This is a genomic window from Leifsonia sp. Y878 (genome assembly GCF_057669685.1).
In genome coordinates this window covers 1179706-1196284 of the sequence record NZ_JBYHFS010000001.1, presented here as the reverse complement: position 1 = coordinate 1196284, position 16579 = coordinate 1179706, and the positions used below count along the sequence as shown (strand labels likewise).

Genomic DNA, 16579 nt, shown 5'->3' with positions numbered 1-16579 from the left:
GTGCAATTGGGCCCCACGAGGCACGTAGAATTATGGTTTCGCGTCAAGGAGGAAATGTGTCACTTGGTGACCTGATTAGTGTGAATTCCGGGGCCCAGGGGCAGCTCATCAGAACAGAACCCATTCAGCAGCGCAGTGCAGATCGGCTTTCAGCCCTGCTCGATGCCGCTGCCGAGGTGGTTGATGAGGTCGGGTTCGACCGCATTACGACGGCGATGATCGCTGAGCGTGCCGGTGCTTCCATCGGCACCGTCTACCGCTACTACCCCGATCGTGTTGCTGTGCTGCACGCTCTTCGGGAGCGGGCCATCGCCCGGTTCCGAGTTCGGGTCGTCAGCGAAATAGCGGCGCAGTCACCGGAGAACTGGTGGGAAGCCGTCGATTGCGGTACCACAGCCTTCGTTGGCCTGTACCGCTCAGAACCCGGCTTCCGGATCATTCACTTCGTCGAGCGCGAGCGCGTCAATGCGGCAGATCCCCAGGATGCACAGTCGACGACGTTCGCCAGAGCACTCGCTGACATCCTCGCTGAGGAATTCGGTCTGCCTGGCGGACCCGACTTGATCTTCCGCCTTGAGGTCGCGATTGAGATGGCAGACGCCCTGCTCTCCCGCGCCTTCTACGCCGACCCGCAGGGCGACGAGCGATTCATCGTCGAGTGCCGCCGCGTGGTGCACGACTACCTGGTGGAGTACTACGGATCGGCGGTTGGCGCCTAGACACCGACGTCAGCCATCCACGCAATTGGCGGCCTCGTTCTTCTGAACGAGGCCGCTTTTTTGTTGGTTTCTTGGCAATCTGCTTTGCCACCTGCTCCGAAGGATGATTGGCTGGAGAACCTGGCAGCTGGAAACCCATTGAGGAATGAGCCACATTTATGATCGAGTTCCACGCGGTGACCAAGCAATTTCCTGACGGCACGCGTGCCGTCGAGGACTTCAGCTTGGTACTGCCATCCCGGCAGACCACCGTTCTCGTGGGATCGTCTGGGTCAGGCAAGACAACCCTGCTTCGCATGATCAACCGGATGGTGGACCCGACAGACGGTCACATCGAGATCGACGGCGTTGACATCTCCACCCTTGAATCAGTGAAATTGCGTCGCAGCATCGGCTACGTCATGCAGAATTCCGGGCTGCTGCCGCACCGCAAGGTGATCGACAACGTCGCCACCGTTCCGCTTCTGCGCGGAGTGCCAAAGAAGCAGGCCAGGGCGGATGCGCTCGACCTGCTCGACACCGTCGGACTCGATCGCGCACTGGCCGACCGATACCCAGCTCAGCTCTCCGGGGGACAGCAGCAGCGTGTCGGCGTTGCACGGGGCCTGGCTGTGAACCCCAATATCCTGCTCATGGACGAGCCGTTCGGCGCCGTCGACCCCATCGTTCGGGCCGAATTGCAGCAGGAGCTCATCCGCTTGCAGAGCGAGCTGGACAAGACAGTGGTCTTCGTCACCCACGATATTGAAGAGGCTTTCTTGCTCGGCGACCAGGTCGTGATCCTGCGCACGGGCGGACACATCGCACAGGTCGGTTCACCGGCAGAGATCCTCGCGAACCCTGCCGATGACTTCGTGGCAAGTTTCGTCGGTGTCGATAAGGGAAAGCGCGCCCTGCACGTGGAGATGCGGAACGGCAGGGAGATTGTCGTGGACAGTGCAGGTCGGGTGACCGGCGTGCTCGCCGGTACTCGGTCGGACTCATCGGATTCAGGGGCCGTGCCAGTCACGGGTTCGGGCGCGCCCGTTCAGGGTGGGGACATACGGTGACCTGGGTCTGGTCGAATCTCGACCTCATCTGGGATCGCACGATCGATCAGCTGGTCTTGAGTGTGCCTGCGATTGTGCTGAGCTTCGTGATCGCAGTGCCAGTGGGGTGGCTGGCCAATCGATATCGCGTCAGTCGGGGCATCCTGCTCACCTTCTGCGGGCTGCTGTATGCGATCCCGTCGTTCCCGCTGTTGATTGCGCTGCCCCTCGTGATCGGCGTCGAACTGCGCTCACCGCTGAACCTGATAGTCGCGCTCACCCTGTATGGCGTCGCACTCATGGTGCGGGTGGTCGCAGATGGTCTCGCCGCCGTCGATGTCGATGTCAAGCAATCAGCGACAGCTGTTGGCTTCTCTGCGTGGAGCCAGTTCTGGAGCGTTGAGTTTCCCCTCTCTGGCCCTGTACTCCTTGCCGGGATGCGTGTGGTCACCGTCAGCACGGTCAGCCTGGCCACGATCGGGGCTGTCATCGGGGTGCAGAGCCTCGGCAGTCTCTTCACCGATGGCTTCCAGCGCGGCATCCAGGCCGAGGTGGTGGCCGGACTGGTGGCCACTGTCGTGGTTGCGCTGGTGCTCGACGCTGCCCTCGTTTTACTCGGTCGGGTGCTGATGCCGTGGACTCGGCGGCCCACCTCTGATCGAGCCGAGCGACCCGTCGAACTGCCGGCAATGGCCAGCGCGGTGGGAGTGAAGAGATGAACGTCTTCGCGGATGCCATGGCCTGGGTTCTCGACCCGGCCAACTACGTTGGACCTGACGGCATTTGGGCCAGGCTCGGCGAGCACCTCCTGTTCACGCTGGTCACCATCGTCATCGCATCGATCATTGCGATTCCGATCGGATACCTGATCGGTCACACCGGGAAGGGACGGGCGCTGGCCGTCGCCACGTCTGGCGGCTTGCGAGCCATCCCCACCCTTGGCCTGCTCACCCTCGTGGGGCTCTGGGTCGGAATCGGTCTCACCGCGCCGTACGTGGCGCTCACCATCCTTGCGATCCCGTCCATTCTGGCCGGGGCATACACCGGATTCGACGCAATCGACCGTCGTACGGTCGATGCGGCCAGATCGGTCGGTATGTCCGAATGGCAGATCGTGCGGAAAGTGGAAGTCCCGCTTGGCCTTCCCCTGCTCATCGGCGGGCTGCGGTCTGCGACCCTCCAGGTGGTGGCCACCGCGACTCTGGCCGCGTACGTGGCAAATTTCGGCCTCGGTCGATTCCTTTTCGCCGGGCTCAAAACCCGGGACTATTCTGAAATGCTTGGCGGGTCGATCATCGTGATCGTGCTCGCGTTCGTTCTGGACGGACTTATTGCACTGGTGCAGAAGTTTGCCGTCCCCCGGGGCGTCACAGCTGGCCGCCCCGTAGCTGTCCGCGTGCGATCAACCCGATCGAACGCGGTGATGGGAACCCCCGTCGAAGAAGGGAAGAGCTGACATGTTCACAGCACGAAAAGGCCGACTCGCGCTTATCGGCGCGGTCGCGGTCGGGGCCGTCGTAGCCCTGGCAGGGTGCTCATCCGGTAATCCGCTGGATGCCGGTGATTCGACATCCACTGACTCTGCAACCCTGGTGGTCGGCTCGCAGGACTACTACTCGAACGAGATCATCGCAGAGATCTACGCCCAGGCCCTTGAGGCCAACGGGTTCACGGTTGAGCGCGACTTCCGGATCGGCCAGCGCGAGGCCTACCTCCCCGACATCGAAGCCGGCAAGATCGATGTGTTCCCCGAGTACACCGGAAGCCTGCTCCAGGCGCTCGATTCCAGCGCAACGGGTGGCACGGCCGATGAGGTGTATACCGCGCTCCAGGCGGCGCTTCCCGACAACCTGCGGGTGCTTGACAAGGCTGACGCCTCAGACCAGAACTCCTGGACGGTCACCCAGGCGTTCGCAGAAAAGTACAACCTCACCGACATCGCCTCACTCACGAATGTCACAGAGCCGATCACGGTTGGCGGCAACTCTGAGCTTGAGACACGTCCGTACGGCCCGACGGCGCTGAAAGACACGTACGGCATCGACATTGCCGGGTTCGTGCCTGTCGAGGACAGCGGGGGACCGTTGACAGTCAAGGCGCTCGTCGACAACCAGATCCAGCTGGCCAACATCTACACGGCGGACCCCAACATCAAGTCGAACAACCTCGTCGCCCTCGCCGACCCAGACGGCCTGTTCTTCCCCGACAACGTCGTTCCGGTCGTGTCTGAGAAGGTGGATGACAAGGCCGCAGCTGTGCTGAACAAGGTGAGCGCAGCGTTGACCGCAGAGGACCTGATCGACTTGAACGCCCAGAGCGTCAACGAACAGCTCTCCGCAGACAAGATCGCGACCGCCTGGCTCGAGCAGGCCAACCTCTCGTAGCAGCACGGTCCACACCACTCGTCACGACGACGGGGCCCCGATCCAGCGCACCGCGGATCGGGGCCCCGTTGCGTGATGCCTGGTGTTGGAGGCCCTGGTGCCGGGTTTCCCGTGGCGCGGCTGGGTTCCGCGGCCTAGCTGAGCAGCAGGATCAGTGTCGGCACGGCAAGCAGCGACACCGCAAGGGCCAGCACGGCGGCGCGTGAACCGACCGGCAGGGGAGGCCGAGGCTGCACGAGTCGCATCACCCGGGGGGTGACAAGGTCGACGTGCTCAGGATCGTTGACGGAACCGGAACCGGAACCGGAATCGGATTCGAATTCGGTGTGCAGCTGGTCGGCGTGGAATGCGAGGTCAGGGCGACCAGACGTTCCGGCCAGGGCAATGGCGCGGGCGAGCACCAGGTCGTCGACCTCATGCCTGGCCTCGTCGTCGGCCAGCATCTCGACCAGGAGTGCCACTGCCTTTTCTGACCGGTTCGCGATCGGGAACCATGGCAGTGCATTTCGCCACGACCTGAACGTGACGAGCACGAGCGGATGCTGTTGGCGAAGGTGCGCATGCTCGTGGGCGATCACGGCCTGCAGTTCGTCATCGTTCAACAGCTGCACGATGCCGGCAGAGAGCACGGTGACGGATCGAGCTGCACCCGGGAGGCAGTATGCGACGGGAGCGGCGTACTCGATGACGCGCGTGTCTGGGCGGTCTGGGACGGGGTCACTCAGGAGTTGGACGAGCTGATGGTGACGTCGACGCTGGCGCTCAGAGCGCACGAATGTGGCCGACAGGTTCAGCAACAGGTGGACGGTGAGCAGCAGCGCACCGGTGAAGGCCAGCACATGATCGAGCCCGACACCCGTAGGCACGCCGCTGAAGCCGACGGCGACAAGCGCCAGCAACCCGCTCAGCAGTGTGTCGCCGAGGGGAATCAGCGCGTAGCAGAGCAGCGCGCCGATCATCGAGAGTCCACCGGCCAGGGCGATGGATTGCCACAACACCAGCGCGGTGCCCGGCGCGCGCGACGGCCAGGTTGCCCTGGCGAGTGCGATGGGTACTGGCCATGCGAGCGCGACGGCGATGACAGCCAATGCGGTTGCAGAGACAAACACGGCGAATGGGCCCGGTACTAGGTACGCGGGGCGGGGATGCCGCCGAGAAGTTCGAGAAGCGTGTCAGCTTCCTGGGCGGTGACGCTGCCGATGAAGCGCGCGAGAGCGGCTTCGCGGTCTGGCGAGGAACCGAGCACCTCATGCATCAACTCAGCGGTGTGATCGGCGCGCGTCGTCACAGAGCGGTACACGTGGGGGCGCATGCCGCGATCGCGGGTCACGAAGCCTTTGTTCTCGAGACGCGACAGCACCGTGAGCACAGTGGTGGCGGCCAGTTCTTTCTTCGGGGATTCGTCCTGCTGCACGACAAGACGATCCTTCAGGTCATTTGCGGAAAGCGGCAGATCGGATTCCCAGAGGACGTCCATCACCGCTCTTTCCAACGCACCTAAACTTGTCATGCCACCAAGTTTACAGCCGTTTGCTGTGATTTCTACAGGTCGTAGAGGAGTAGAGTTCTACGTGACGTAGAAGTACACAAGTGGGACGAGTGGAGGAACGCGTGATCGACTGGTTAGATCCATTGCTGTTGTCAAGATGGCAATTCGGACTTACGACTATTTACCACTTCTTGTTCGTGCCTTTGACGATCGGCATGTCGCTGACCGTCGCGATCTTCCAATCGGCATGGGTGAAGACCGGTCACGTCAAATACCTGCAGCTCACTCACTTCTTCGGCAAGATCTTCCTGATCAACTTCGCCATGGGCGTCGTCACTGGAATCGTGCAGGAATTCCAGTTCGGAATGAACTGGTCTGACTACTCACGTTTCGTCGGGGACGTCTTCGGAGCGCCCCTGGCATTCGAGGGAATCGTCGCGTTCTTCCTGGAGGCCACGTTCATCGGCCTGTGGATCTTCGGCTGGGACAAGCTGCCGAAGAAGCTGCACCTGGCAACCATCTGGCTCGTGGTCATCGGTTCGACGGCATCCGCTTACTTCATCATTGCGGCCAACGCCTTCATGCAGAACCCGGTCGCGTACCGGATCAACGAGGTGAAGGGCAGGGCAGAGCTCACCGACATCGGCGAGCTGCTGACCAACCCAATTGCACTGGCGGCGTTCCCGCACACGATCTTCGCGTGCTTCATGGTGTCTGCGGGCCTGATCATCTCGGTCGCTGCCTGGCACCTGTACCGCAACCAGCACCTCGAGACCATGCGCCCAGCGCTGAAGCTCGGCCTCTGGATGATGGTTATCGCCGGCATCCTCACCACGCTGTTCGGCGACCAGCTGAGCCTGGCGATGGTGCAGGCGCAGCCGATGAAGATGGCGGCCGCTGAGGCGCTGTACCACACCGCCACCGGCTACGACGCGTCGTTCTCGCTGTTCACACTCGGTACTCCTGATGGTGTCCACGAGCTGTTCTCAGTGCGCGTGCCGTACCTGCTGTCGCTCCTGTCGACGCACACATTCGACGGCACGGTAGAGGGCATCAACGACCTGCAGGCACAGTACGTGCAGATGTACGGCCCCGGCGATTACACGCCCATCATCTGGATCACCTACTGGTCGTTCCGCTGGATGATCGCTCTCGGCATCCTGCACATCATCGTCGCCATTGTCGGACTGTTCCTGACCCGCAAGGGTCGTCACCCGAAGCAGAAGTGGGTGTGGAAGCTCGCCATCTGGACGTTCCCGCTGTCACTGGCAGCCATGATCGTCGGGTGGATCTTCACCGAGATGGGCAGGCAACCGTGGATCGTGTTCGGCCTGATGAAGACCGAGGACGGTGTGTCCCCTGGGGTCACGGGACTTGATGTCCTGATCTCCCTCGTAGCATTCACTCTCATCTACGGCATCCTCGCCGTCGTGGAGTTCAAGCTCATCCTCAAGGCCGCCCAGAAGGGGCCGGATGATGCTCCGGAAGTCGATTCGGAATCCGGCGAAATCACCCACCAGGTCACGGTCTACTAGGAGCTCACCATGGATCTCAATATTCTCTGGTTCTGGATCATCGGCGCGCTCTTCATCGGGTATTTCGTGCTCGATGGGTTCGACTTCGGTGTCGGCATGTCCCTTCCTTTCCTCGGGAAGGACGACGTTGATCGCCGCGTGCTGATCAACACCATCGGCCCGGTGTGGGACCTCAATGAAACCTGGGTCATCGTGGCAGGCGCGGCTCTCTTCGCCGCGTTCCCCGAGTGGTACGCCACCATGTTCAGCGGGTTCTACCTGGCGCTCCTTGTCATCCTGCTCGCACTGATCGTTCGTGGTGTCTCGTTCGAGTACCGCCACCAGCGGCCAGAGTCGCAGTGGAAGACCTGGTTCGACTGGATGATCATCGTCGGCTCAGCGCTGCCAGCACTGTTGTGGGGCGTCGCTTTCGCAAACGTTGTGCGTGGCGTTCCGCTGGATGCCGGCTTCAACTACACCGGTACGTTCTTCGACCTGCTGAATCCGTACGCCCTGCTCGGTGGCGTGACCACCCTGCTGCTGTTCTTCACGCACGGCGTTGTCTTTGTCGCGCTGAAGACGGATGGCGACATTCGACACAGGGCACGTGCCCTGGCCACGAAGTCTGGGATCATCACGATCGTCGTGGCCGCCGTGTTCCTCGTCTGGACGACATTCGCGTACGGCACAGTGGCATCTGCGATCTTCTCGGCCGTTGCAGCCGTGGTGCTCATCAGTGCCGTGGTCGCCAACGTGCGGAGGGCCGAGGGCTGGGCCTTCATCTTCATGGCGCTGACCATCGCCTTCGCCGTGCTGTCGCTGTTCGCCTCGCTGTTCCCCGACGTCATGCCGGCGAGCAACAACCCGGCGAACAGCCTGACGATCGAGAACGCATCGTCGACGCCGTACACCCTGCAGGTGATGAGCTGGACGGCCTTGATCGGTATGCCGGTCATCCTGCTCTACCAGGGATGGACATACTGGATATTCCGCAAGCGCGTCTCGCGGGCATCCATCGAAGTCGCAGTTCACTAGGACGGTATGAAACCCCTCGATCCACGTCTTCTCCGCTACGCCAGGGCCTCCCGATCATTCCTCCTCCTCGGAGGAATGATCGGGCTCGCCCAGACCGTCGTCATCGTGTTGTTCGCCTGGCTGCTCAGCCAGGCGATCGCACGGGCGATCGACGGGGCGCCGTTCGAGGAGGTTGCGCCGCTCATCGGTCTGCTGGCCGGCGTGATCGTGGCGAGGGCTGTCCTGGTCTGGCTGCAGGAACTGGTGGCGACTCGGGGCGCAGCCCAGGTGAAGAGCCAGCTGCGCCGCAGCGTCATGACGGCCATTGCCAAGCGCGGTCCTGACTGGTTGGCAGGCGGCCAAGCGGCAAGAATCACCACCGTCACGACCACCGGCCTCGATGCGCTCGACAACTATTTCGCCCGGTACATCCCGCAGCTGATCCTCACGGCGATCGCGACCCCCATCCTTGTGCTGACGGTGTTGCTGTCCGACGTATTCAGCGGTGCCGCGATGATCATCGTGCTGCCACTGATCCCTGTCTTCATGGTCCTGATCGGCTGGGCGACGCGCTCGGTTCAGCAACAGCAGTGGGAGACGATGCAGCGGCTCAGCTCTGGGTTCCTCGATCTGCTCGGAGGCCTCGGCACACTGAAGATCTATCGGCGGGAGAAGCGCCAGTTCGGGCGGCTGCGCTCCATCACCGACGACTACCGCGTGCACACCATGAAGGTACTGCGCGTGACATTCCTCAGTGGCTTCGTGCTTGAGCTGGCCGCGAGCCTGTCGGTGGCGATCGTTGCCGTGTCGATCGGGCTCCGGTTGCTTGACGGCGGCATGCTGCTGGCGACAGGGCTGTTCGTGCTGCTGCTGGCCCCGGAGGTCTTCCTGCCGGTTCGAAACGTCGGCGCCCAGTTCCACGCGGCTGCCGATGGTATCGCTGCAGCCGACGACGTCTTCGCCATCCTCGACGAGGAGGCCACGGCGGCCACATCGAACACGGTGGCAACCGCAGCCGTCGGCACGACAGCTGCAGTGCGGGCCGGTGATCTGCGGCTCCGCGGAGTCAGCCTCACCCGTGGTGATTCTGTCATCGTCCACGATCTCGATGCCGATTTCCGCCAGGGGCAGGTGAGTGTGATCGCCGGCCAGAGCGGTGTGGGTAAGTCAACGCTGGTTGCGGCGCTGCTCGGCTTCATTCCGTTCGCGGGAACGATCACTGTTGGCTCGGCATCCGTCACCGCCGCCTCGCCGCGCGACTGGCTGGCTTGGTCCGGCCAGCGGCCAGGACTTCTTGCCGGCACCATCGCCGACAATGTCTGCCTGGGCACCGTCGGCCACAGCATCGTCGGTCACAGCACTGTCGAAGCGGATGCCGCGCTCGTGCGCGAGTCGCTGCGGCTAGCCGGCGCGGGCGACCTGAATCCGGACACGCTGCTGGGCGTCAATGGCGCCGGCCTCTCCGGTGGTCAGGCGCAGCGCGTCGCCGTTGCCAGGGCGATCTATCGGACGATCGCCCTCGACTGCAGCGTGCTGGTGTGCGACGAGCCGAGTTCTGCCCTTGACACAGACGCAGAGGCCGCGCTCATCAACGGATTCCGCCAGCTTGCGGCGCAGGGAAGGATCGTTATTGTGGTGAGCCATCGCCCAGCCGTTCTGGATGCAGCCGATCAGGTGTTGCAGATGGGGGAGAGCGTTCATGTCGGCTCCTGACGTCACGTCGATTCTGCGACTGGCCCAGCCAACGGCGCGTCGTTTCGTGCCGGGCCTGGCTGCCGGTGTGCTGAGTGCAGCATCCGCCGTTGCGCTGTTGGCTGCGTCAGCCTGGTTGATCACCCGGGCTGCTGAACAACCTCCACTTCTCTACCTGTCGTTGGCTGTCGTCGGAGTGCGGGCGTTCGCGCTCGGCCGCGCCGCGTTCCGGTATCTGGAGCGTGTGCTCAGCCACGATGCCGCGTTCCGCCAGTTGGCCGAGCTGCGCCTCGGGATCTTCGGTCGCCTGTTGCCGCTGGCACCGGCTGGCCTGTCTGCCACGAAACGCGGCGACCTCATGAGTCGCATTGTCGCGGACGTCGACGACCTGCAGGATCTGCCGCTTCGCGTGGTGCAGCCGCTGGCCACCGCCGGAATCATCGCGGTGCTGAGTGTCGTTGGCGTGTGGCTTGTGCTGCCCGCTGCGGGAATCACGCTGCTCATCTGCCTGGTGCTTGCTGCCGTCGTTGGCACGGTGAGCGCCGGCGTCCTGGCGGCCAGGGCTGAACGCAGCATTGCGCCACTTCGCGGCTCGCTGGCCAATGAGGTGCTCGAAGTCGTGGAGAACCTCGATGTTCTCACCGCGTTTGGTGCGCTCGACCAGCGCCTGCGCGTGCTGGAGAGCGTTGATGATGCGCTGCGGCGTGCGAGCCTCAGGCGATCCGTCGGTGTCGGCGTGCAAGCCGCGGTGGTGTCGCTGCTGGCCGGAGCCGCAAGCATTGCTGCTCTGGCAGCCGGCGTGCCACTGCTCGGAGCCGACGGCGGGGTGAACGGGCCAGCCCTGGTTGTTATCGTGCTGGTGCCCATGGCGGTATTTGAGGTCTTCGCCGTGGTGCCGGTTGCCGTCAGCGCCTGGCGCACTGTGCGCTCGAGTGCGCGGCGAGTGGCGACAGCTGTTCCCGCAACAGTGCCAGCTGAGATTCCTGTAGAAGGCGACGCTGATGATGCCATCGCCGCCCGCCACCTGTCCAGCGACGGCGTGGTGCTCGAACTGACCAACGTCGGTGCGAGCTGGCCTGGGGCATCCCATCCCGCATTGGCGGGCGCAACGCTGCGGCTTGAACCGGGCGACCGAGTGCATCTCTCCGGCGAGAGCGGTGCGGGAAAGACGACGCTCGCGCACGTGCTGGTGCGATTCCTTAAGTACACCGGCTCGTACACGCTGAACGGCACTGAGGCGCGCACGCTCCCGCAGGATGAGGTGCGCAGCGTCGTCGGACTTTGTGAACAGCGTCCGTGGCTCTTTGACGACACGATCAGGCAGAACCTGCTCTTCGCACGCGAGGATGCAACGGATGCCGACCTGCTTGACGTTCTTGACCGTGTCGGCCTCGCATCCTGGGTGGCGGCGCGCGGCGGACTCGACGCTCGCGTCGGGGAACGCGGCGCGCTGGTATCCGGCGGCCAGGCACAGCGCATCGCGCTTGCCCGTGCGCTGCTCGCAGAATTCCCGATCCTCGTCGTCGATGAGCCGACGGCCAACGTCGACACCGGCCAGGGCGATGCCCTGGTTCGCGACATCCTCACGGCTGCTGCATCCGCTGGGCGCGCAGTACTGCTGATCTCGCACACGCCGGTTCCAACTGAGCTGCTGACGTCGACGCTGGTGCTTGCGGCGCCGCTGCACGGCAGCGAGGCGCGCGTCTGACACTCGGGTCTGGATTCGGGGCTGAGTTTGGGTCTGGGTTCTGGTCTGGGCCCGCCTGAGATGGCTTGCGGGGGATTACCCCCGCAGCATTCGGGTTGCGCACCCGATATCGTGGGCACCGTGATCCCGCGAAGCTGGGTAGAGGCCACAATTGCGGGAGGACCCCCATGACCACATCACAGAGCGCATCGCCGATGAACACACCAACGAGCGCCACGACAACGCTGCAGACCCCCACGTCGGCGCCAGGGCCCACGGCGGCCAGACGCACCGGTTACGGAGCGCTCTGGCGCATGCTGCCTCGTGAGCTCGGATTCCTGCTGTTCACGTTGCCTGTGGTGGTGGTTGGCTTCACCGTGCTCGTCACCCTGTTCAGCACTGGCGTCGGCCTCATCCCGGTGTTCGTCGGCCTGTTCCTCATAGTGGGCACGCTGTACGTGGCCAGGGGGTTCGGCGCTTTCGAACTGTTGAGATTGCGCTGGGCAGGCCAGGCGCCCATCGAAGCGCCATATTGGAACCCGCGCGGCGAACCCACCACCGCGATGCGCGCGATCCTCGGGCCGCTCGTCAACGGCCACTATTGGCTGTACCTCCTGCACGGCATGGTGGTGAACTTCGTGGTCGGACTCGTGAGCTGGACCATCACCATCGTCTGGGTGGCAGGCGGACTCGGGGGAGTCACCTTCTGGTTCTGGGCTCGGTTCTCCGACAGGTCCGATCAGACGGAGCTCCACCGACTCATTCTTGACTGGCTGGCTCCAGGCACAACGTTCGCCATGGATTCGCTCCTCGTTGAAAGCCTCTTCCAGTTGGGGCTCGGCATTCTCTTCCTGCTCACGCTTCCGCTGGTCTCCCGCCTGCTGGTCGTCGTGCACCAGCTCATCGCACGGGGAATGCTCAGTGCATGGCCATCCGAAGCGCTGCAGCGTGAGGTTGCCGACCTCTCCGCATCGAGAGGGGCGGCCGTTGCCGCCGAGAACCAGTCGCTCCGCCGGTTGGAACGTGACATTCACGACGGCCCCCAGCAGCGACTCGTGCGGCTCCAAATGGATCTGGCCAGCGCCGAACGCAAGCTGGCCACCGACCCAGCGGCGGCCATGGTCTTGATCGACGAGGCCCGCACGCAGGCCAGCGAAACCCTGGAAGAGCTTCGTGCCCTCTCGCGGGGCCTTGTGCCTCCCATCCTGCAGGATCGCGGTCTCATCGCCGGCCTTGAATCCCTCGCGGCCCGCAGCACCATCCCCGTGCAGCTTGAGTTGCACCTGGATCCGAACCCCGACCTTCCGTCCGAAATTGAACGCAGCGCCTACTTCATCACCTCCGAATTCCTCACCAACGCAGCCAAGCACTCGCAGGCGACCCTGGTGCGCCTGCACGCCGCGATTCGCCGTGCACCAGAGGGAACGGCCTGGCTCGACATCTGGGTGATCGACAACGGTGCAGGCGGTGTCTCAGTGACGCCTGAACACGGGTTGGCCGGCCTCGACGAACGCCTGCACGGGTTGCGCGGCATTCTCAGCATCGACAGCACCCCGGCAGGAACAACGATGGGAGCCCACATCCCGCTGCCCGAAACGACGATCCCTGCAGCCGCGCCTGTCGAGAGTGCCAGCCCCGTATCCTGAGGGGATGACTGACGCCTCACCTGCCGCCCTACCCCTGCGACTCGTGCTCGCCGAAGACTCCGTCTTGCTCCGCGAAGGACTGATTCGGCTCTTCGACGAAGCGGGGTTCACCACGGTGGCCGCGTATGGCGATGCGGACTCGCTGCTGGCAGAGGTCGAAACGCTGAGGCCGGATCTCGCGGTTCTCGACGTACGGATGCCGCCAACGTTCAGGGATGAAGGCATCCGTGCTGCCCTTGAATTGCGGAAGCGCCTTCCGAGGATCGGCGTCCTGCTGCTCAGCCAGTACGTCGAGGGTACCTACGCTCACGAGCTGCTGTCGGCGGGGGAGGGTGGCCTCGGTTACCTGCTGAAGGATCGGGTGGCGTCCCTCGAGGAACTGAAGGATGCCGTTTCTCGCGTGAGCGCAGGAGGCACGGTTCTCGACCCCCAGGTGGTGAAGGAACTGCTCGCGAGGCGCACCGATCCGCTGCAGGCGTTGACTCCCCGCGAGCGCGATGTGCTCGGCCTGATGGCGGAGGGGCGCACCAATGCGGGGATCTCAGAGGCACTCGTGATTGGTGTTGGAGCCGTCGAGAAGAACGTGACGTCAATTTTCCAGAAGCTTGCCCTCGAAGACTCGGGTACAGATCACCGGCGGGTGCTCGCCGTGCTGGCGTTCCTGCAGCGCTAGCGTTTCTGCAGCGCTAGGCAGCGCTGCTGGGGAACTGGGGCGTGTATGTCTTCCAGAACCTGAAGTACGTACTCGTTGCGTGCCAGAGCGACAGGGCGAAGAACACGAGCCCGGCAGCGAGCCCGACAACTGCGGCCACGAGCTGGCTCGCGGTCCAGAGCGAGAGCAAGACTGCAGCCAGCAGGCCGAACAGCGTTGAATTCACGGCGATGATGAAGACGAGACTGCTCCCCAGCACCTGGCTGGCGCCGCGCTTGGTGAGCGAGTAGTAGGTCTGGCGGGAGCCGGCGAAGTCGTCGAAGCGCGACGTCATGAAAAAGCGTTCGATACCCGGATCAAGTTCTTCGTACGCTGCTCGCAGGCGATTCATGGCCAGCACGTATTGCAGGTCTTCCATGTTCACGTTCTTCACCCGCAGCTGGGTCAGGATGCCAACAACCAGCACGATCGCAAGCACCGCGATCGCAAAGCCAGGGAAAACGCCACTGAACTTCGTCGCCTGTCCCATCAACGCGAGGCTGACCAATCCAGCGGATGTCAGGGTCAGGAAAATACTGATTCTGGTGAGTACTTCGCTCTGAGTGGTGCTGCGCGAGGCCAGCAGGCTCCAGTGCTCTGTCGCAAGCAGCTGCGCGCGGAGCGCCGGGGATCTCTCTGGGTCGGGAGTTCCCAGCGAATTCTCAGGTGAAATTTCGGGATCACTCGCCATGACTGCAGTGTGCTCCGTCGTCGCCGTGGAGGGGCAGGACGGGGAAACAAAGACGGGAAACAAAAAAGACCGGCCAGATGGCCGGTCTTTTTTTCCTGAGGGGCTGACGAGAATCGAACTCGCATCATCTGTTTGGAAGACAGAGGCTTTACCACTAAGCTACAGCCCCGAATTCGGCGGTTTTACGCCGAAATTCAATATTTAGTTGTTGACCGATCCCTTAAAGCGTAGGGGATCGTGAAGACCTCGCCACCACTTTGGCCGGTTGAGGATCTACCATTGAGCTACATCCCCGAGCACCCGTTTGCTGGGCACTCGAATATCGTAGTACACGTTTGACAGGTTGCTGTGCCACCTGAGGGTGGACATATGTGGTCCGATCCTGTGCAGTAGACTGACCGAGGTCATTCCGTGAGTCAGGTGAAAACTTGGCCGCAGCGGAAAGGTCAACCGGGTTGAATTAATGCCCGGGGCGTAGCTCAGCTTGGTAGAGCGCTCGGTTTGGGACCGAGAGGTCGCAGGTTCGAATCCTGTCGCCCCGACCATATATTCCAGAACATCGTTCAACAACAGGAGATCCCTACGTGAAGTCCACGATCGAAAAGCTGAGCCCGACACGCGCCAAGCTCACCATCACGGTGACGGCCGATGAACTCAAGCCGAGCATCACCCACGCTTACGGCCACATCGCCGAGCAGATGAACATCCCTGGTTTCCGCAAGGGCAAGGTTCCGCCGGCACTCGTCGACCAGCGCGTTGGCAAGATGGCTGTTCTCGAGCACGCTGTCAACGAGGGCCTCGACGGTTTCTACCGCGCAGCCGTCGAAGAGAACAAGCTTCGCCCCCTGGGCCGCCCGGCCGCAGACATCGTCGAATGGCCGAGCGACAAGGACTTCTCCGGAGAACTGTTGCTCTCCATCGAGGTTGACGTTCGTCCAGAGATCGAGCTCCCCACCTACGACGGCCTGAAGCTGACCGTCGACGCCGTTGAGGTTTCTGACGAAGAGATCGCTGAAGAGCTCGACAAGCTCCGCAGCCGCTTCGGCACCCTCGTCACGGTCGACCGCCCTGCAACCACGGGTGACTTCGTTCAGATCGATCTCGTTGCCGCCATCAAGGGCGTCGAGGTCGACACCGCCAGCGGCATCTCGTACGAGGTTGGCTCCGGCGACCTCATCGCGGGTATCGACGAGGCACTCGAGTCGCTCACCGCTGGTGAAACCACCACCTTCAACTCCGACCTGCTCGGTGGAGACCACGAGGGTGAGACCGCTGAGATCACCGTCACCGTCACCGCTGTCAAGGAGCGCGAGCTTCCTGCCCTCGACGACGACTTCGCACAGATCGCCAGCGAATTCGACACCGTCGACGAACTGAAGGCCAGCCTCAAGACCCAGGTCGAGCGCTCCAAGGTCTTCGGCCAGGGCAGCCAGGCCCGCGAACTGCTCCTCGAGCAGCTTCTCGAAGCCGTTGAGGTTCCGATCCCCGCTGCAATCATCGAAGACGAAGTTCACCGTCACCTCGAGGGCGAGAACCGCCTCGAAGACGCTGAGCACCGCGCAGAGGTGACAGAGGCCAGCGAGAAGACCTTCCGTCAGCAGATCCTGCTCGACACCATTGCTGAGGCAGAGAAGGTCCAGGTCAGCCAGGACGAGCTCACCCAGTACCTGATCCAGGGCGCAAGCCAGTACGGCATGGAGCCGAGCGAATTCGTTCAGGCGCTCTCCGCCAACGGCCAGATCCCGTCGATGGTTGCCGAAGTTGCTCGCAACAAGGCACTCGCGATTGCCCTCGGCAAGGCTGAGGTCGTTGACAGCAACGGCGACAAGGTTGACCTCGCGGAGTTCACCGCCGTCGTTCCCAACAACGACGCTGCTGACGTTGACGTTGACGCTGACGCTGACGCTGACGCTGACGCTGAAGCAGCTGACGAGGCGCCCGCTGAGGCTGAGGCAGAAGCCAAGCCGAAGAAGAAGGCTGCTGCCAAGAAGTAGTTTCACCGTGTAAACGAAAGGGCCGGATGT

General features: G+C 63.1%; 15 protein-coding genes and 2 tRNA genes. 13 read left to right on the top strand and 4 right to left on the bottom strand.

Annotated features, from left to right (window positions below; all coding sequences use genetic code 11):
* The first annotated feature begins 56 nt into the window (after positions 1–56).
* From AC25Y4_RS05610 to AC25Y4_RS05590, 5 genes are all read left to right on the top strand, one after another.
* A complete protein-coding gene (locus AC25Y4_RS05610; protein ID WP_488119365.1) occupies positions 57–719 on the top strand; it encodes a TetR/AcrR family transcriptional regulator in 663 nt (220 codons plus the stop codon).
* 158 nt (positions 720–877) lie between these two features.
* On the top strand, positions 878–1768 hold the full coding sequence (locus AC25Y4_RS05605) for an ABC transporter ATP-binding protein (protein WP_488119364.1): 891 nt from the start codon (positions 878–880) through the stop codon (positions 1766–1768).
* Positions 1765–2466, top strand: coding sequence for an ABC transporter permease (locus AC25Y4_RS05600; protein WP_488119363.1), 702 nt, complete (start codon positions 1765–1767; stop codon positions 2464–2466). The genes AC25Y4_RS05605 and AC25Y4_RS05600 overlap by 4 nt, the downstream gene beginning before the upstream one ends.
* Positions 2463–3203: an ABC transporter permease gene (locus AC25Y4_RS05595; RefSeq protein ID WP_488119362.1), complete on the top strand. Its 741-nt coding sequence runs from the start codon at positions 2463–2465 to the stop codon at positions 3201–3203. The genes AC25Y4_RS05600 and AC25Y4_RS05595 overlap by 4 nt, the downstream gene beginning before the upstream one ends.
* 1 nt (position 3204) lies before the next feature.
* The gene (locus AC25Y4_RS05590) at positions 3205–4131 is read left to right on the top strand and encodes an ABC transporter substrate-binding protein (RefSeq protein ID WP_488119361.1); all 927 of its coding nucleotides are present in this window, start codon (positions 3205–3207) and stop codon (positions 4129–4131) included.
* A 134-nt stretch (positions 4132–4265) separates the two neighbouring features.
* Here the strand turns inward: AC25Y4_RS05590 and AC25Y4_RS05585 are convergent, their stop codons facing one another.
* Together AC25Y4_RS05585 and AC25Y4_RS05580 are read right to left on the bottom strand one after the other, a co-directional pair.
* Positions 4266–5240 (bottom strand): M56 family metallopeptidase, encoded by a 975-nt coding sequence (locus tag AC25Y4_RS05585; RefSeq protein ID WP_488119360.1) that lies wholly within the window; start codon positions 5238–5240, stop codon positions 4266–4268.
* A gap of 17 nt (positions 5241–5257) precedes the next feature.
* Positions 5258–5641, bottom strand: a complete 384-nt coding sequence (locus AC25Y4_RS05580; RefSeq protein WP_488119359.1) for a BlaI/MecI/CopY family transcriptional regulator — start codon at positions 5639–5641, stop codon at positions 5258–5260.
* Between the two features lie 101 nt (positions 5642–5742).
* Here AC25Y4_RS05580 and AC25Y4_RS05575 point away from each other — a divergent pair, with 101 nt between their 5' ends.
* The 6 genes from AC25Y4_RS05575 (at position 5743) to AC25Y4_RS05550 (ending at position 13846) form a co-directional block, all read left to right on the top strand.
* The gene (locus AC25Y4_RS05575; RefSeq protein ID WP_488119358.1) at positions 5743–7155 is read left to right on the top strand and encodes a cytochrome ubiquinol oxidase subunit I; all 1413 of its coding nucleotides are present in this window, start codon (positions 5743–5745) and stop codon (positions 7153–7155) included.
* 9 nt (positions 7156–7164) lie between these two features.
* Positions 7165–8169: a cytochrome d ubiquinol oxidase subunit II gene (gene cydB / locus AC25Y4_RS05570; RefSeq protein WP_488119357.1), complete on the top strand. Its 1005-nt coding sequence runs from the start codon at positions 7165–7167 to the stop codon at positions 8167–8169.
* Between the two features lie 6 nt (positions 8170–8175).
* On the top strand, positions 8176–9861 hold the full coding sequence (cydD, locus tag AC25Y4_RS05565; RefSeq protein WP_488119356.1) for a thiol reductant ABC exporter subunit CydD: 1686 nt from the start codon (positions 8176–8178) through the stop codon (positions 9859–9861).
* Positions 9848–11548, top strand: coding sequence for a thiol reductant ABC exporter subunit CydC (cydC, locus tag AC25Y4_RS05560; RefSeq protein ID WP_488119355.1), 1701 nt, complete (start codon positions 9848–9850; stop codon positions 11546–11548). The genes cydD and cydC overlap by 14 nt, the downstream gene beginning before the upstream one ends.
* Before the next feature lie 167 nt (positions 11549–11715).
* Positions 11716–13173 (top strand): sensor histidine kinase, encoded by a 1458-nt coding sequence (locus AC25Y4_RS05555; protein WP_488119354.1) that lies wholly within the window; start codon positions 11716–11718, stop codon positions 13171–13173.
* A 4-nt stretch (positions 13174–13177) separates the two neighbouring features.
* Entirely contained in the window at positions 13178–13846 is a 669-nt protein-coding gene (locus AC25Y4_RS05550; protein WP_488119353.1) for a response regulator, read from the top strand.
* Positions 13847–13859: 13 nt separating this feature from the next.
* Here the strand turns inward: AC25Y4_RS05550 and AC25Y4_RS05545 are convergent, their stop codons facing one another.
* Together AC25Y4_RS05545 and AC25Y4_RS05540 are read right to left on the bottom strand one after the other, a co-directional pair.
* Positions 13860–14555 carry a hypothetical protein gene (locus AC25Y4_RS05545; RefSeq protein WP_488119352.1) on the bottom strand — a complete coding sequence of 232 codons (696 nt, stop codon included), beginning with the start codon at positions 14553–14555 and terminating at the stop codon, positions 13860–13862.
* Between the two features lie 98 nt (positions 14556–14653).
* Positions 14654–14724: transfer RNA gene (locus AC25Y4_RS05540), tRNA-Gly, on the bottom strand.
* A 299-nt stretch (positions 14725–15023) separates the two neighbouring features.
* On the opposite strand from AC25Y4_RS05540, the gene AC25Y4_RS05535 reads away from it, so the two are divergent.
* Positions 15024–15100, top strand: a tRNA-Pro gene (locus tag AC25Y4_RS05535).
* A gap of 39 nt (positions 15101–15139) precedes the next feature.
* Entirely contained in the window at positions 15140–16549 is a 1410-nt protein-coding gene (gene tig, locus AC25Y4_RS05530; protein WP_488119351.1) for a trigger factor, read from the top strand.
* Positions 16550–16579 lie beyond the last annotated feature (30 nt).

Excerpts from the sequence above, each read along its gene's own strand:
- AC25Y4_RS05605 (WP_488119364.1), top strand. The coding sequence starts at position 878 with ATGATCGAGTTCCACGCGGTGACCAAGCAATTTCCTGACGGCACGCGT.
- AC25Y4_RS05595 (WP_488119362.1), top strand. The coding sequence starts at position 2,463 with ATGAACGTCTTCGCGGATGCCATGGCCTGGGTTCTCGACCCGGCCAAC.
- AC25Y4_RS05590 (WP_488119361.1), top strand. The coding sequence starts at position 3,205 with ATGTTCACAGCACGAAAAGGCCGACTCGCGCTTATCGGCGCGGTCGCG.
- AC25Y4_RS05580 (WP_488119359.1), bottom strand. The coding sequence starts at position 5,641 with ATGACAAGTTTAGGTGCGTTGGAAAGAGCGGTGATGGACGTCCTCTGG.
- cydB (WP_488119357.1), top strand. The coding sequence starts at position 7,165 with ATGGATCTCAATATTCTCTGGTTCTGGATCATCGGCGCGCTCTTCATC.
- cydD (WP_488119356.1), top strand. The coding sequence starts at position 8,176 with ATGAAACCCCTCGATCCACGTCTTCTCCGCTACGCCAGGGCCTCCCGA.
- cydC (WP_488119355.1), top strand. The coding sequence starts at position 9,848 with ATGTCGGCTCCTGACGTCACGTCGATTCTGCGACTGGCCCAGCCAACG.
- AC25Y4_RS05555 (WP_488119354.1), top strand. The coding sequence starts at position 11,716 with ATGACCACATCACAGAGCGCATCGCCGATGAACACACCAACGAGCGCC.
- AC25Y4_RS05550 (WP_488119353.1), top strand. The coding sequence starts at position 13,178 with ATGACTGACGCCTCACCTGCCGCCCTACCCCTGCGACTCGTGCTCGCC.
- AC25Y4_RS05545 (WP_488119352.1), bottom strand. The coding sequence starts at position 14,555 with ATGGCGAGTGATCCCGAAATTTCACCTGAGAATTCGCTGGGAACTCCC.